Here is a 14,768-nt window from a genome sequence, read left to right on the forward strand (position 1 = left end):
CTCACGACCGACGGGAATCCCGCCAGTGCTCGAATCCATGCTGCACGCTCCCACCGCCCTCATCCCCTGGCTCGACCCCCAGACGATCATCGGCGCGGCGGGCCCCTGGGCACTTCTGGTGGTGTGCTTCATCGTCTTCGCCGAGACCGGTCTCCTGGTCGGGTTCCTCCTCCCCGGCGACACCCTGCTCATCATCGCCGGGCTCCTGACGCACACCAGCAATGTGTTCGGCGTGAACATCTGGGTCGTCTCGCTCCTGATCGCGCTGTCGGCCTTCATCGGCGGCGAGGTCGGCTATCTGATCGGTCACAAGGGCGGACCGGCGGTGTTCGAGCGCAAGGAGTCGGGTCTCTTCAGCAAGAAGAACGTCGAGCGCACGAACGCGTTCTTCGAGCGCTTCGGCGGTCTCACGGTCATCCTCGCCCGTTTCGTCCCCATCGTTCGCACCTTCGCCCCCGTCGCAGCTGGTGTGGGACACATGCCGTGGCGCCGCTACTCGCTCTACAACTTCATCGGCGCCATGATCTGGGGCTTCGGCCTCACGATGGTCGGATACCTCATCGCCTACATCCCGTGGGTGCGCGAACTCGTGGTTCAGTACATCGACGTGATCCTGCTGATCGCTGTCGGCGGCACCGCCCTCGTCACCCTGTGGCACTACTTCTCGGAGCGCCACAAGGCGAAGAAGGCCGCGGCGGCAGGCGAAGACGTCGTGACCGATGCCGAGGAGGCACAGGAGCTCGTCCTGGATGCCGACGTGTTCGACCGCGCCCCCGACCTGGACGGCGACGGCAAGCACTGATCCTGACCTCGTGCGCCGAGCTCTCGGCGGACGACGTCAGCCTGCGTTCTTCGCGCGCTCCTCTTTGGTACGCGCGACGCTGGCGCGGAGTGCCTCCATGAGGTCGATGACTTCGCCACCCTCCGCAGCCTTCTCGGCCTCTCCGAACGTCTCGGCGACGTCGAACGTTTCCCCGGCCTCGATCTTCGCGTCGATGAGGGTGCGGAGCTCCTTCTGGTACTCGTCGACGAAGTCCTCGGGATCGAAGTCGGCCGAGTAGCTGTCGACGAGTGAGGCGGAGAGCTCGAGCTCCTTCTTCGAGATCCGCACGTCCTCGTCCAGTGCAGGGAACTCCGCTTCGCGCACCTCATCGGCCCACAACAGGGTCTGCAGCACGAGTACCTTCCCCCGGACCCGCAGCGCGGCCAGCCTGGTCTTCTGCCGCAGGGTGAAGCGCACGATCGCGGTGCGATCCGTCTGCTCCAGGGTCTTGCGCAGCAGCACGTACGCCTTCGGGGACTTCGAGTCCGGCTCGAGGTAGTACGGCTTGTCGAGGGTGAGCAGATCGACCTGGTCGGACGGCACGAACTCGACGACGTCGATCTCCCGGCTCTTCTCGGCCGGCAGCGCGGCCAAGTCATCCTTGGTGAGCACCACCGTCTGCCCGTCGTCGACGTACGCACGATCGATGTCGGCATAGGCCACCGTCTCGCCGCACACCTCGCAGGTGCGCTGGTACCGGATGCGGCCGCCGTCCTTCTCGTGCACCTGATGCAGCGGCACATCGTGATCCTCCGTGGCGGAGTACACCTTCACCGGCACGTTCACGAGCCCGAATGTCAGCGCGCCCTTCCAGATCGTCCTCATGACACCAGTGAACACCAGTCGAAGCCGTCGCGACCAGTCCCTTGACTACGCTGGCTGCATGGTCGGACCAGGGCAGATCGTGCAGGTGGACGGTCGCCGTCTGCGCGTGACGAATCTCGACAAGGTCGTCTACCCGGACACCGGCACGACCAAGGGCGAGGTCATCGCCTACTACAGCGCGATCGCCCCGCTCATCCTGCCCCTCCTCGACGGACGCCCGGTCACGCGCAAGCGCTGGGTCGAAGGCGTCGGGACGAGGGACGCTCCCGCGGATGCGTTCTTCACGAAGCAGCTCGAACCGGGGGCACCGGCCTGGATCCCGCGGCAGGCGATCCAGCATTCGGACGGCCCGAAGGAGTACCCCCTCGTCGAGGACGTGCCGACGCTGGTGTGGCTCGCTCAGGTCGCCGCGATCGAACTGCACGTGCCGCAGTGGCGCTTCGCTCCGGACGGGAGCCCGGGTCGCCCCGATCGCCTCGTTCTCGACCTGGACCCGGGCCCCGGTGTCGGACTCGCACAGTGCGCCGAAGTCGCGCGCTTCGCACGCGTCATCTTGACGGACATGGGGCTCGATCCGCTCCCGGTCACGAGCGGGAGCAAGGGTCTGCACCTGTATGCGGCCCTCCCCGGTGAGCAGACGAGCGACGAGATCTCGGCGGTCGTGAAGGAACTCGCCCGCCTGATCGAGAACGACCATCCCGATCTGGCCACGAGCGTCATGTCGAAGGCCGAGCGAGGCGGGAAGGTGTTCCTGGACTGGAGCCAGAACAACGGCAAGAAGACGACCATCTCGCCGTACTCGCTCCGGGGGCGGGCACAGCCGTGGGTCGCGGCTCCGCGCACCTGGGACGAACTCGATGACCCGGATCTGGCCCAGCTCGACCTCGACGAGGTACTCGCCCGCGCAGCCGCGGGAATCGATCCGCTCGCCGGGCTCCGCCCGCAGGAGGCCTCGTCGGCCCCAACACCTCCCCCGGCTCACCGGCCCCGTCACCCGCGGGGCGCTTCGGCCCCTTCACGGGGCGCCACGGCCGCGCCCCTCGCGCCGATGCTCGCCGAGAACGGCACCGCCGGGGTCGCGCGGGCGCTGAGCGATCCGTCCTGGGTCGAGGTGAAATGGGACGGCATCCGAGCCTTGGGCACCTGGGCCGACGGACGGATGCTCCTGCACGCGCGGCGCGGCACCGACATCACGACCCGCTATCCGGAACTCACCGCCGACGGCGCCCCTTTCCTGCCCGTCGCCGACGCGATCGTGGATGGGGAGATCGTGGCGTTCGACGGCCAGGGACGCCCGAGCTTCTCCCTGCTGCAGAACCGCATGCATCTGACCCGTCCGCGCGAGATCGAGCGGGAGGTGGTCCGCACGCCGATCGTGTACATGCTCTTCGACCTGCTGAGCCTCGACGGGCACGATCTCACGGGCATGCCGCTGCGCGAGCGCCGCATCCTGCTCGAAGACGTCGTCGCAGGCCTCGACGCCCCGATACAGATCCCTCCGGTCTTCGACGACGTCGACGCGGCCCTCGCTGCCAGCAGGGAGTTCGGTCTCGAAGGCGTCGTGGTGAAGGACCCGCAGTCCCGTTACCGCCCGGGGCAGCGCAGCCCGTCCTGGCTGAAGCTCAAGCACACGCGCATGCAGGAGGCCGTGATCGTCGGGATCCGGCCGGGCAAAGGCGATCGCGAGAGCACACTCGGCTCGCTCCTGCTCGCGGTGCCCGACCGCTCCGGCGGCCGAGGCGGATCAGCGCCGTTGCGCTACGTCGGGAGGGTGGGAACCGGATTCACCGACCGCATCCTCCGCGATCTGCTCGCACGCCTCGACCCGCTGCGCAGGGAGACAGCGCCCCTCGACGGCGTGCCCGCGCCCGACGCGTCCGACGCGCTCTGGGTGCATCCCGAGCTCGTGGGCGAAGTCGAGTTCGCCAATTGGACCCCCGATGGGGTGCTCCGACACGCACGATGGCGAGGGTTGCGGCCCGACAAGGAGCCGGGCGACATCGTCGTGGAGCGCTGACCACTCCCCCGCACCGGAGCGTTCGGAGCGTTCACGCGTGGTGCGGCTCGCAGTCCGACTTCTCAGCCGGCTCGATCTGGAACGTCGAATGCTCGACATCGAAGTGATCGGCCAAGCACGCCTGCATGTCGGAGAGGAGCTGCGTCGACCTCCCGTCGGCGAACAGCTGCGGCTCGACGGTGACATGCGCCGTGAACACCGGCGCGCCCCGCGTGAGCTGCCACACGTGCACATCGTGCACGCCGACCACACCGTCGTACCCCAGCAGGTGGGTGCGGATGTCGCTGACGGCGGTCCCCTTGGGCGCCGACTCGGCGAGGACCGAGAACACCTCGCGCAGCAGCGCGATCGCTCGCGGGATGATCATCGCCGCGATGAACAGGGAGGCGATCGCATCGGCCGGCATCCATCCCGTCAGGAGGATCACGATCGCGGCGACGATGACCGCGGCGGACCCGATCAGGTCGCCCATCACCTCGAGATAGGCGCCGCGCACGTTGATGCTCGTGCGCTGCGCACGGCTGAGCAACCACATCGAGACGGCATTCGCCATCAGGCCCACGACGGCGACCACGAGCATGAGCCCGCCGGCGACCTCGACGTCGCCGGGGTTCAGCAGGCGGCCGATGCCCTCGATCGCCACCCACGTGGCCAGGGCGATCAGGATCACGGCATTGATCAACGCGCCGAACACCTCGGCGCGTTGATACCCGAAGGTCCGTCGATCATCGGCTGGTCGCGCGGCCACGGTCGCGGCGATGAGCGCGATCACGAGCGCGGAGGCGTCCGTGAACATGTGCGCGGCGTCGGCGAGCAAGGCGAGCGAACCGGTCAGGATCGCACCGACGACCTGCACGACCATCACGGTCGCCGTGAGCGTCAGCGAGATCGCCAGCAGGCGTCGACTGTTGGCCGAACGGATGCCGCCGGCGGCGGGTGCGTGATCGTGCATGCCCCCAGGCTAGACCGGGAATCACAGCCGGAAGGTCTGTTCGCGCTAGTCGGGAAGGGTAACGATTCTCAGCGTCACCAGCAGTTCACCGACGGGTGCGCACGTAGGTGAGCACGACGCATCCGTTGTCGAAGGTCCGGGCTTCCTCGAGGTCGAACGACTTCGGCGCGAACGCGAACCTCGCCATCGGGATCCCGTCTCCCGCGATCACCGGATACTTCTTGACGATGAGGCGGTCGATCTCGTCGATCAACGCTCCGGCGAGCACAGCGCCACCGGCGAGGTAGATCCCCAACCCGTCCTCGGCCTTCACCTGCCGAACGCGTTCGACCGGGTCTGTGCGCACGATCTCGACGTTCGGATCCACGGGATCGGCGAGCGTGCTGCTGAACACGATGGTGCGCAGGTGCGCGTAGGGGTCGGTCACCCCCACCTGCAACGCCGGCTCGTAGGTCCGGCGCCCCATGAGGACCGTGTCGAACTGCGTCACCGGAGCGTCTGCCCCTCCGCGCCCCGCGCGGGCGAAGGTCGGCTGCACGTCGGCGAACTCCGTGCCGAGCGACTCGGCGAACGCCGGGGTGACGGGATAGAAGTCGACCTCGTCCGCGGGGCCCGCGATGAAGCCGTCGAGGGAGACACCGATGTAGTAGGTCAGTTCACGCATGCCTTCACGATAAGCACTACACGTGAAGTACGTCAACCGTAGTGGTTACGCTTCCTCGACCCTCAGAGTGCAGCGAGCACCGGCAGCAGTTCCGCGAACGCACGCGCACGATGCGACTGCGACTGCTTCTCCTCCGCGCTGAAGTCGCCCACCGTACGCTCCTCGCCGTGCGGCTGACCGTCGGGGATGAAGATCGGGTCGTAGCCGAAACCACCGCCACCGGACGCCTCGTGTGACAGACGCCCCGGCCACCGGCCCTCGACGACCTGCTCCCGGCCGTCGGGCATCACCAGGGCGATGGTCGAGGTGAAGTGCGCGGTCCGATGCGGGTCGGCGATGTCGCGCAGCTGATCGAGCAGGAGCGCGAGATTCGCCCCGGCATCCTTCTTCTGACCCGCCCAGTACGCGGAGAAGACCCCGGGCGAACCGCCCAGGACGTCGACGCAGATACCGGAGTCGTCGGCCAGAGCGGGGAGCCCGGTGTGCGTCGCCGCCGCCCGCGCCTTGATCAGTGCGTTATCGGCGAAGGTCACGCCGTCCTCGACCGGTTCCGGGCCGTCGTAGCCGACGACCTCGAGGTCGGGTCGTGCCTGCGCGACGATCTGCTGGAACTCCGCGACCTTGTGCGGATTGTGCGTCGCGAGGACGACCTTCATCGTCATTCCCCCGCCAACGCGGCGAGCTGCTTGCCCTTCAGCTCGTCGCATCCGGACACTCCGAGCTCGAGCAGCGCATCCAGTTCGCGCTTGTCGAACGGCGCCCCCTCGGCTGTGCCCTGGACCTCGACGAACAGCCCGCGGCCCGTGACCACGACGTTCATGTCGGTCTCGGCGCGCACGTCCTCGACGTATGCCAGATCGAGCATGGGCTCGCCGTCGATGATCCCGACCGACACGGCGGCCACGGAGTCGAGCAGCGGTGTGGAGTTCTTGCCGATGAACTTCTTCTCGCGCCCCCACTCGATCGCGTCGGCCAGCGCGACGTACGCGCCGGTGATGGCCGCGGTGCGCGTGCCGCCGTCCGCCTGCAGCACGTCGCAGTCGATGACGATCGTGTTCTCGCCGAGCGCCTTGGTGTCGACCACGGCGCGAAGGGCACGACCGATGAGCCGGGAGATCTCGTGCGTGCGTCCGCCGATGCGCCCCTTCACGCTCTCGCGGTCGTTGCGACTGTTCGTGGCGCGCGGGAGCATGGCGTACTCGGCCGTGACCCACCCCTTGCCCTTGCCGGTCAACCAGCGCGGGACGCCGTTGGTGAACGAGGCGGTGCACAGCACCTTCGTGCCGCCGAAGCTGATCAGGGCCGAACCCTCGGCCTGTGCGCTCCAGCCGCGTTCGATGGTGATCTCACGCAGCTGATCGGTGGAACGGCCGTCGACGCGGACGATGTCGGTCATGTGCTTCTCTCGGGTCAGGGTGATGCGTCGAGTCGGGATGGCTCGACACGGTATTACTCGAAGGTGTGCTCGGGAAGGGTGATCACGCCGGTCTGGACGAGCTGCACGTCGCGGACCTCCCGGCCCATCAGGCGATTGGCCAGCGCGGTGAAGTCATCGGCCGAGACGCCGGTGGCCTCGTAGACATAGGTGGCCGTGGCATCGGGCGACGCGAGGAGATCTCCCCGCACCAGCTGGCGGTAGACGTCGCCGGCGGTCTCATCGTCGCTGGAGACGAGCGTCACGCCCTCCCCCATCACGTAGCTGATCGCACCGCGCAGGAACGGATAGTGCGTGCAGCCGAGGACCAGGGTGTCGACGCCGGCGTCCCGCAGCGGGGCGAGGTACTCCTCGGCGACGGCGAGCACTTCGGGAGTACCGGTGATCCCCGCTTCGACGAACTCGACGAAGCGCGGACAGGCAGCCGTGAACACCTGCAGCCGCTCATTCACCTCGAGCATGTCCTGGTACGCGCGCGATCCGATCGTGCCGACCGTGCCGATCACGCCGACGCGCCCGTTCCTCGTGGTGGAGACGGCGCGGCGGACGGCGGGACCGATCACCTCGACCACCGGGATGTCGTAGCGTTCGCGTGCGTCGCGGAGCATGGCCGACGAGGCGGTGTTGCACGCGATCACGAGCATCTTCACGCCCTGCTCGACGAGTGTGTCCAGCACCTCGAGGGAATAGCGACGCACGTCGGCGATGGGCTTGGGGCCGTAGGGGGAATGGGCGGTGTCGCCGATATAGACGAACGACTCACGGGGCAGCTGGGCGCGGATGGCCCGCGCCACCGTGAGCCCGCCGACACCGGAGTCGAAGATCCCGATGGGCGCGTCGTTCATGACTCCCCAGCCTACCCGCGTGCGCACCTCCGCGTGCATCAGCACGCTCAGTAAGCTGAGCGCATGACCACGTCGACGGCGCTGCTCACCGACCGCTACGAGCTGACGATGCTCGCTGCCTCGCTCCGCGACGGGACGGCTTTCCGCCCGAGCGTCTTCGAGCTCTTCTCCCGCCGACTCTCCGGCGGCCGCCGATTCGGAGTGGTCGCAGGCACCGGACGATTCCTCGAACTGCTGCGCGAGTTCCGCTTCGGTGACGACGAGTTGCGATTCCTCCGCGACGAGCATGTGGTCGACGCGACATCGCTGAAGCACCTCGAGGAGTACCGCTTCACGGGCACGATCCGGGGCTATCGAGAGGGCGAGCTCTACTTCCCCGGCTCCCCCATCCTCACCGTCGAGGGAACGTTCGCGGATGCCGTGGTGCTGGAGACGCTCGCTCTGAGCGTGCTCAACCACGACTCCGCCGTGGCCACGGCCGCATCGCGGATGAGCATCGCCGCGGGCGAGCGTCCGCTGGCGGAGATGGGCTCGCGCCGTGCTGCTGAACGTTCCGCGGTCGCCGCCGCACGCGCCGCGTACATCGCAGGGTTCAGCGCCACCAGCAACCTCGAAGCGGGGCGGAGCTGGGGCATCCCGACGATGGGCACCGCCGCTCATTCCTGGACGCTCCTGCACGACACCGAGGAAGAGGCCTTCCGCGCACAGGTCGACAGCATGGGCGTCGGCACGACGCTGCTCGTCGACACCTACGACATCCGGAACGGGGTCGAGACCGCGATCCGCGTCGCGGGCACCGACCTGGGCGGCGTGCGTATCGACTCGGGCGATCTCCCGATCGTCGCCGGTGATGTGCGCGTGCAGCTCGACGAACTCGGGGCGACGTCCACACGGATCACCGTGACGAGCGACCTCGACGAGTATGCGATCGCGGCACTCGCCGCGTCGCCGGTCGACGCCTACGGTGTCGGGACATCGGTGGTCACCGGCTCCGGATACCCGACCGCGAGCATGGTCTACAAGCTCGTGGCACGGCAGGACGCGGCGGGGGCCTGGATCGCGGTCGCCAAGGCGTCCGCGGACAAGGCCTCGTACGGCGGACGCAAGGCCGCGTTCCGGACGCTCGTCGACGGCGTCGCGACCGCGGAGACGGTCGTGGTCTCCGACGGCTTCGAGGAGCTGGACACGCCAGCGGAGCATCCCGACGGCCGCCCGCTGCAGGTGACGTTCGTCGAGGCGGGCGACATCGACACCGCACACGAGGGGACGGAGGGAACGGCGGCCGCGCGGACGCACCACCTGCGGGTGCGCGAGGAGCTTCCCGTACGCGCTCTCGCGCTCAGCAAGTCCGACCCGGCGATTCCCACCGTGTACGTCGAGGCCGACTGAGGTCAGCCGATCATCGACTCGTAGATCTCCTTGCACGTGGGGCAGATCGGGAACTTCTCCGGGTCACGACCCGGCGTCCACTTCTTGCCGCACAGCGCGCGCACCGGCTTGCCGGTGATCGCAGACTCGAGGATCTTGTCCTTCTTCACGTAATGCGAGAAGCGCTCATGGTCGCCCGGTTCGAGATTCTCCTCGCGGAGGAGCTCTTCCAGTTCGCGATCAAGCGTTGCCACGCCGCCCTGATCGGGGCTGTCCAGCGGAGTACTCATCCCGTGAGTCTAGCGGCGTCGAGCCCCTCGCGGGCGGGTGTCACGCGGTCTCGACGAACTCCATCAGCCGCTCACCGCTGCGCTCGAAGATTCGACCGCCGATGACCGCACCCGCGGCGAGGACGGCGATGCCGATGAGGAGGCCGACCCAGAACGTCGCCGGCGCATACGCCGAACCCTCGACGATCGTGGCCGCGAACAGCCAGATCGTCGGGACGCTGAGCACGATCGCGCCGAGGAACGCTGCAGCCGGCCCGTACGCACCGCGCGACGTCGGCCGCTGCGGCTGCTGGAACGGACTGTCGCCGGGACGGGAGACCGCGTACGGCGCGACCACCGAGACGATGCTCGAGATGCCCAGGGCGGAGAAGAGCAGGCTCGCTGCGAGGCCGCCGAGCGGAAGGAGCAGACTCCAGTCTCCGATCAGCAGCAGCGAGAGCGGTACCGCGATCGCGAGGACCGGAATCGCGACGAGCAGCACGGGAACCAGTCGACCGAGGCGATCGGGAAGCCCACGCACGCCGCTCGCGACGTGCGTCCACAGTGCGGTCGAGTCGTAGGCGACGTCGTTGTGCGGCAGCCATCCGAAGAACAGTGCCATCACCGGCACCGGCACGAGCGCGGCGATCTCGACCGGCACACCGGCGACGATCAGCGGCAGCACCGTGAGCACACCGGCGACCGGGACGACGATGATGTTCATGATGTAGCGGCGATCCCGGAGCCAGTACACGAGGCTCCGCGAGGCGATCGCACCGAACGCGTTGGACGGCAGCAGCCCGAACCAGCCGAGTCCGGTGCGCTCTCGCGAGGCGACGGGACGCTCAGTGGTCGTGAGCAGGCGTCGCACGAGCCAGGTCCAGGCCGCCCAGAGGAGACCGACGGTGAGGACGGCGATGATGCCGCTGACCCAGGCAGCCGCAGTCTCGCCCGCCGCGGATGCGAAGAGGAAGGCGGGCGACGCCGCGAACGGAGTGAACCCGAGCACGGTCGACAGCGTCGACAGGGAATCAGGCACGAGCCCGTCCCAGCGCAGGGAGCCGAGGAACACCGCCACGGGGAACGCGATCACGAGCAGAGCGAGGGCGAACAACGCCGTGAGCTCCCGGGACCGACGCTCCGGCAGCAGCAGGGCGTTGATGGCCATGCCGATCCGCGATATGAGCACGGTCGTGAGGATGCCGATGATCGTCATCAGCACCGCGAGGGGCCAGGGCGTGCCGTCTCCGATCGCGACGATGCAGACGCTCGTGTAGACGGCGACGAGGGCGAGACTGGGCACACTGACGAATGAGGCGAGGGTGAGCACCCACGGCATCCGGCGCTCGTCCACACCGAACACGGCGAAGCGTCGCGGGTCGAGCGGGTCGACCACGCCGACGAGGATCGGGCCCACGAGGAAACCCAGGAGCAGCGCGGCTCCACCGAGCACCGTGACCGCCTGCGCGACCGGGACGGGCGCACCCGACAGCGTGAACACGGCGATGCACACCACGGTCGTGACGGCGATGACGGCCGCGAACACGAGGAGCGTCCGAAGCCGACGTTCGCCGCGGAGCGACCCGAGAAGGAGAGCGAGCCTCAGTCGGAGAACGTGTGCAGCCACTCGAGCCCCTCCACCTCACCGCTGGAGCCGGCAAGTTCGACGAAGCGCGCTTCGAGCGTCTGCCCCGCGCGCACCTCGTCGATCGTGCCCTCGGCGAGCACTTCACCGCCGACGATGATGGCCACTCGGGAGCAGACGCGCTCGACCAGATCCATCCCATGACTGGAGAGGATCACGGTCCCGCCGTGCGAGACGTAGGCGCGCAGGATGTCCAGGATGACCGCGGAGGAGACCGGATCGACCGACTCGAACGGCTCATCCAGCACCAGGACGCGCGGCGAGTGGATCATCGCGCCGGCGAGCATGATCTTCTTCGTCATACCCGCCGAGTAGTCCGAGACGACCCGGCTGAGAGCGTCACCGAGGTCGAATGCGCGGGCGAGATCGGCCGCACGCTTCTCGATCACGTCAGCCGAGAGCCCTCGAAGGAGTCCGTAGTAGTAGAGGAGCTGGCGTCCGGTGAGCCGGTCGAACGTCCGCAGCCGGTCGGGCAGCACGCCCATGAGCCGTTTCGCGGCCTGCGGCTGCGCGGCCTGGTCGACACCGCAGATCGTGACGCTGCCTTCATCGGCCCGCAGGAGGCCTGCGACGATCGAGAGCGTGGTCGTCTTGCCCGCACCGTTGGGACCGACGACCCCGTAGAACGAACCCGCAGGCACCGAGAGGTCGATCCCACCGACGGCCCGGTTGTCGCCGAACTGCTTGACGAGGCCGCGGACGCTGACCGCTTCCCCGGCGGACGTCGCGTCGGTCCGTCCCGGGGCGTCGGCCACCGCATCGTCGGAGTCGGCGACAGCCTCGACGACTTCGAGCGTCGTCACCTCGTCGGCTGCGTCGGCCTCGGCGACGAGCGTCTGCTCGGCACCGCCCTCACCGCTCTCCGCTCCGGGCGCCTCCTGGTCGTCCACGGCCGGAACCGCAGCCACGGAGGCATCCGTCGTTGCCGATTCGGCCTCGGGGGCGGACTCGAGCTCGGACGACGGAGCAGACTCGGTCGCCGGAGCAGACTCGGTCACCGGCGAGTCTTCGATCACGAGCGCGGCATCGGTCTGCGCGGCCTTCACGTCATCGGCCTCGGCCTTCGCCTTCGCCGCAGCCGCCCTCGCCGCCGCCGACTTCTTCGCTGCCGTGGTCTTCGCTGCAGCCGTCTTCGCGGTCGCCGCGCGGGCGGTGGACTTGGTGGCGGCCGACTTGGCGGCTGCGGTCTTCGCCGCCGCCGTCTTCGCGGCCGTGGACTTCGTCGCGGGCGTCTTTCCCGCAGCCTTCGGCGCAGCCGCCTTCGCCCCGGTGACGGCGGCCCGCGGTGCGGCGACACGCACGGCCGCGGCGCGGTCCGAGGCAGCCGTCGATCCGGAGGACTTCGTCGCGGCAGCTCGCGAGGCGGTGTTCTTCGCCGCCGCCTTCCGCGCGTCTGCTGCGGTTCGCGCGGTGCTGGTCGTCTTCGCCGGCTGCTCGTCCATCGCCTTCGGCAACGGCTCGACCACGACCTCGGCGGTCGGGGCGGCCTTCTCCGCCGCAGCCTTCGTCGTCGTGGACTTCGCGGGGGCCTTCACAGAAGTCTTCGCGGCGGTCTTCGAGGTCGCGGGCTTCTTCGCCGCGCTGGTCTTCGTCGTGTCGGCCTTCGTCGTGCTGGTCTTCGTCGGCGTCGTCCCCGAGGTACGTGCGGTCGTGGTCTTCGTGGCCGTCGACTTCTTGGCGGCAGGCTTCTTGGCGGCAGACTCCGTGGCCGTGGGCTTCTTGGCCGTAGCTTTCTTGGCCGCAGCTTTCTTGGGCGCGGACTTCTTGGGAGCGGGCTTCTCGGCATCCGTCGACGCCTCCGAGGCCTGCGTGGACGATGCCGAACTGCTCGCCGACGTGTCCCGTGGGAAGGCTTCGGTATCGTCCACCCGGGCGGTGCGGTCGTCAGGGGAGGAAGTCACCGTCCTACGGTATCAAGGGGTGGGCGCAAGCCAAGCCGCCGCGCAACAAACCGCCGCCGGATCCCCGCGATCCGGGGCGATCGCGCTCCATGTGCGAGCCTGTGCGTCCGGTGTGTACTCGGTCACGAAATGGCAACGGGAGCCTTCGCACCCCGAGCTTCCCAGCCTGAATCGCTACCATGAACGCGGCACGACGAAGTGTCTGGTCGGTGAACCGACCGTGAACACAACTTCCTTTAGGAGCACTCGTGACTCTTCAGACCGTCATCCTCGCCGCCGGCATGGGCTCACGCCTCGGCCGCGCGCTGCCGAAGCCGCTCACCGAACTGAGCGACGGCCGCACGATCATGGGCCAGCAGCACGACAACATCCGCGCCGCCTTCGGGTCCGACGCGCGCATCACGACCGTGGTCGGCTACCGCGCAGAGACCATCATCGAAGCCTTCCCCCAGGTCAACTACGTCCACAACGAGCGCTACGACGAGACGAACACGTCGAAGAGCCTGCTGCGCGCTCTCGGCGCCACCGGCAAGGGCGGCGTGCTGTGGATGAACGGCGACGTTGTCTTCGACCCGATGATCCTCGGCCGTGCGGCCGCCTACATCGAGCGCGACCAGTCGTTCGTGACCGTCAACACCTCGAAGGTCAGCGACGAAGAGGTGAAGTACACGGTCACGGCCGAGGGCTTCATCAAGGAGCTCTCCAAGACCGTCAAGGGCGGACTCGGCGAGGCGGTCGGCATCAACTACATCTCGTCCACGCACAAGAAGGCGTTCATGCGCCAGCTGCAGCGCGTCGAGGACCAGGACTACTTCGAGCGCGGCCTCGAGCTCGCCATCGCGGAAGACGCCCTGCTGCTTGAGCCGATGGATGTCTCCGACCTGTACGCGGTCGAGGTCGACTTCGCGGAAGACCTCGAGCGGGCGAACCTCTTCGTCTGATCCGTCGCGCGAAAGCCCGGTTCCCTCGAGGGACCGGGCTTTCGGCGTTTTCGCGGCCGAGCTTCGTAAGATCGCTCCATGGCTCGCCAGGTGCACAAGATCCACTCGTTGCCGGATGACGCTCCGTGGGACAAGGGTGTGCCCCCTTCCGGGTCTTCCGAGCACCCGATGATGGTGCGCGGCCTCGACCGCGTGCTCTCGATCCAGCGCCCGCTCGTGCTCGCGCACATCCGCAGCATCCGTCTTCGCAACCCTCAGGCCACGCCCACCGAGATCATCCGGATCCTCGAACGCCGCTATCTCGCCGCCGTGACCACCGGTGGCGCCGCGGTGGGCGCGACCGCCGTCGTTCCCGGCATCGGCACCGGCGTGACTCTCGCGCTGTCCGGTGTCGAGACCGTGGGCTTCGTGGAGTCGACGGCCCTGTTCGCGCAGTCGGTCGCTGAGGTGCACGGCATCGCGGTCGCCAACCCCGACCGTGCGCGCGCCCTGGTGATGACCTTGATGCTCGGCAAGGAGGGCGTCGATCTGGTCGGTCAGCTCGCCGGGCAGGTCGCCGGACGCGGCGGGAGCAGATCGTCGTACTGGGGTGAACTCGTCACGAAGTCGCTCCCCCGCGCCGCCGTCGGCCCCCTGGTCGATCAGCTCAAGAGCATGTTCGTGAAGCAGTTCGCCGCGAAGGGCGGCGCCTCCGTGATCGGCAAGGCCCTCCCGTTCGGCGTCGGCGCAGCCATCGGCGGGGCAGGGAACAACATCCTCGGCCGTCGCGTGCTCACGACCTCGCACAAGGCTTTCGGTGCGGCTCCGATCGACCTGCCGCTCGAGCTCGAACCGGTGCCGGGAGCGGAGAAGCTCGAGCTGCGGATGCTCCGCGGCGCGCGGTATGCCGGCAACGCCGTGGCCGGTGCGGCAGGAACGACCGTCCGCGGAGTCGGCTGGGTCGGTCGCAAGGCCCTCTCCCTCGGCCGTTCCCCGAAGTCGGACCCGGAGTTGGAGGAGAACGATCCCGCGAAAACCGCCGACGTGAAGCGGGAGAACGACGCCCCGACGGCAGCGGATGCGGACTCCGCACACTGAGCACTG

14 protein-coding genes are annotated in these 14,768 nt (G+C 68.4%); 5 read left to right on the top strand and 9 right to left on the bottom strand.

What is annotated here, in order from left to right:
* Positions 1-37 precede the first annotated feature (37 nt).
* Positions 38-802 carry a VTT domain-containing protein gene (locus tag E0W80_RS11615; RefSeq protein ID WP_131492725.1) on the top strand — a complete coding sequence of 255 codons (765 nt, stop codon included), beginning with the start codon at positions 38-40 and terminating at the stop codon, positions 800-802.
* Positions 803-838: 36 nt separating this feature from the next.
* On the opposite strand, the gene E0W80_RS11620 is transcribed toward E0W80_RS11615, so the two are convergent.
* Positions 839-1,648, bottom strand: a complete 810-nt coding sequence (locus E0W80_RS11620; RefSeq protein ID WP_131492651.1) for a Ku protein — start codon at positions 1,646-1,648, stop codon at positions 839-841.
* A gap of 58 nt (positions 1,649-1,706) precedes the next feature.
* Between E0W80_RS11620 and ligD the strand changes: the two genes are divergently transcribed.
* Complete coding sequence (gene ligD / locus E0W80_RS11625) at positions 1,707-3,665, top strand: non-homologous end-joining DNA ligase (RefSeq protein WP_131492653.1); 1,959 nt, start codon at positions 1,707-1,709, stop codon at positions 3,663-3,665.
* 31 nt (positions 3,666-3,696) lie between these two features.
* On the opposite strand, the gene E0W80_RS11630 is transcribed toward ligD, so the two are convergent.
* The 5 genes from E0W80_RS11630 to murI all read right to left on the bottom strand — a co-directional run bounded on the left by E0W80_RS11630 (position 3,697) and on the right by murI (position 7,561).
* Positions 3,697-4,617: a cation diffusion facilitator family transporter gene (locus E0W80_RS11630; RefSeq protein WP_047524452.1), complete on the bottom strand. Its 921-nt coding sequence runs from the start codon at positions 4,615-4,617 to the stop codon at positions 3,697-3,699.
* Positions 4,618-4,702: 85 nt separating this feature from the next.
* Positions 4,703-5,281: a dihydrofolate reductase family protein gene (locus E0W80_RS11635; RefSeq protein WP_131492654.1), complete on the bottom strand. Its 579-nt coding sequence runs from the start codon at positions 5,279-5,281 to the stop codon at positions 4,703-4,705.
* Between the two features lie 62 nt (positions 5,282-5,343).
* The gene (rdgB, locus tag E0W80_RS11640) at positions 5,344-5,943 is read right to left on the bottom strand and encodes an RdgB/HAM1 family non-canonical purine NTP pyrophosphatase (RefSeq protein ID WP_131492656.1); all 600 of its coding nucleotides are present in this window, start codon (positions 5,941-5,943) and stop codon (positions 5,344-5,346) included.
* Positions 5,940-6,677 carry a ribonuclease PH gene (gene rph, locus E0W80_RS11645; RefSeq protein ID WP_131492658.1) on the bottom strand — a complete coding sequence of 246 codons (738 nt, stop codon included), beginning with the start codon at positions 6,675-6,677 and terminating at the stop codon, positions 5,940-5,942. The genes rdgB and rph overlap by 4 nt, the downstream gene beginning before the upstream one ends.
* Positions 6,678-6,730: 53 nt before the next feature.
* Entirely contained in the window at positions 6,731-7,561 is an 831-nt protein-coding gene (murI, locus tag E0W80_RS11650) for a glutamate racemase (protein WP_131492660.1), read from the bottom strand.
* A gap of 63 nt (positions 7,562-7,624) precedes the next feature.
* Here murI and E0W80_RS11655 point away from each other — a divergent pair, with 63 nt between their 5' ends.
* Positions 7,625-8,950 (top strand): nicotinate phosphoribosyltransferase, encoded by a 1,326-nt coding sequence (locus E0W80_RS11655; protein ID WP_131492662.1) that lies wholly within the window; start codon positions 7,625-7,627, stop codon positions 8,948-8,950.
* Between the two features lie 2 nt (positions 8,951-8,952).
* Here E0W80_RS11655 and E0W80_RS11660 read toward each other — a convergent pair whose 3' ends face one another.
* Genes E0W80_RS11660 through E0W80_RS19390 form a run of 3 tightly spaced genes read right to left on the bottom strand, consistent with a single transcriptional unit; the run spans position 8,953 to position 12,744 of the window.
* The gene (locus E0W80_RS11660) at positions 8,953-9,219 is read right to left on the bottom strand and encodes a DUF3039 domain-containing protein (protein WP_026049764.1); all 267 of its coding nucleotides are present in this window, start codon (positions 9,217-9,219) and stop codon (positions 8,953-8,955) included.
* Between the two features lie 40 nt (positions 9,220-9,259).
* Positions 9,260-10,825 (bottom strand): hypothetical protein, encoded by a 1,566-nt coding sequence (locus E0W80_RS11665; RefSeq protein ID WP_131492664.1) that lies wholly within the window; start codon positions 10,823-10,825, stop codon positions 9,260-9,262.
* Entirely contained in the window at positions 10,801-12,744 is a 1,944-nt protein-coding gene (locus tag E0W80_RS19390; protein ID WP_240740516.1) for an ABC transporter ATP-binding protein, read from the bottom strand. The genes E0W80_RS11665 and E0W80_RS19390 overlap by 25 nt, the downstream gene beginning before the upstream one ends.
* 248 nt (positions 12,745-12,992) lie before the next feature.
* Between E0W80_RS19390 and E0W80_RS11675 the strand changes: the two genes are divergently transcribed.
* Both E0W80_RS11675 and E0W80_RS11680 read left to right on the top strand, forming a co-directional pair.
* A complete protein-coding gene (locus tag E0W80_RS11675) occupies positions 12,993-13,685 on the top strand; it encodes an NTP transferase domain-containing protein (RefSeq protein WP_047523569.1) in 693 nt (230 codons plus the stop codon).
* A gap of 78 nt (positions 13,686-13,763) precedes the next feature.
* The gene (locus tag E0W80_RS11680; RefSeq protein ID WP_240740517.1) at positions 13,764-14,762 is read left to right on the top strand and encodes a hypothetical protein; all 999 of its coding nucleotides are present in this window, start codon (positions 13,764-13,766) and stop codon (positions 14,760-14,762) included.
* Positions 14,763-14,768 lie beyond the last annotated feature (6 nt).

This window comes from Microbacterium sp. PI-1 (assembly GCF_004337555.1).
Lineage (GTDB): Bacteria > Actinomycetota > Actinomycetes > Actinomycetales > Microbacteriaceae > Microbacterium > Microbacterium aurugineum.

Bases quoted from the DNA above. Each gene is read 5' to 3' on its own strand.
- E0W80_RS11615 (WP_131492725.1), top strand. From the start codon at position 38: ATGCTGCACGCTCCCACCGCCCTCATCCCCTGGCTCGACCCCCAGACG.
- E0W80_RS11630 (WP_047524452.1), bottom strand. From the start codon at position 4,617: ATGCACGATCACGCACCCGCCGCCGGCGGCATCCGTTCGGCCAACAGT.
- E0W80_RS11655 (WP_131492662.1), top strand. From the start codon at position 7,625: ATGACCACGTCGACGGCGCTGCTCACCGACCGCTACGAGCTGACGATG.
- rph (WP_131492658.1), bottom strand. From the start codon at position 6,677: ATGACCGACATCGTCCGCGTCGACGGCCGTTCCACCGATCAGCTGCGT.
- E0W80_RS11660 (WP_026049764.1), bottom strand. From the start codon at position 9,219: ATGAGTACTCCGCTGGACAGCCCCGATCAGGGCGGCGTGGCAACGCTT.
- murI (WP_131492660.1), bottom strand. From the start codon at position 7,561: ATGAACGACGCGCCCATCGGGATCTTCGACTCCGGTGTCGGCGGGCTC.
- rdgB (WP_131492656.1), bottom strand. From the start codon at position 5,943: ATGACGATGAAGGTCGTCCTCGCGACGCACAATCCGCACAAGGTCGCG.
- E0W80_RS11680 (WP_240740517.1), top strand. From the start codon at position 13,764: ATGGCTCGCCAGGTGCACAAGATCCACTCGTTGCCGGATGACGCTCCG.
- E0W80_RS11620 (WP_131492651.1), bottom strand. From the start codon at position 1,648: ATGAGGACGATCTGGAAGGGCGCGCTGACATTCGGGCTCGTGAACGTG.
- ligD (WP_131492653.1), top strand. From the start codon at position 1,707: ATGGTCGGACCAGGGCAGATCGTGCAGGTGGACGGTCGCCGTCTGCGC.
- E0W80_RS11635 (WP_131492654.1), bottom strand. From the start codon at position 5,281: ATGCGTGAACTGACCTACTACATCGGTGTCTCCCTCGACGGCTTCATC.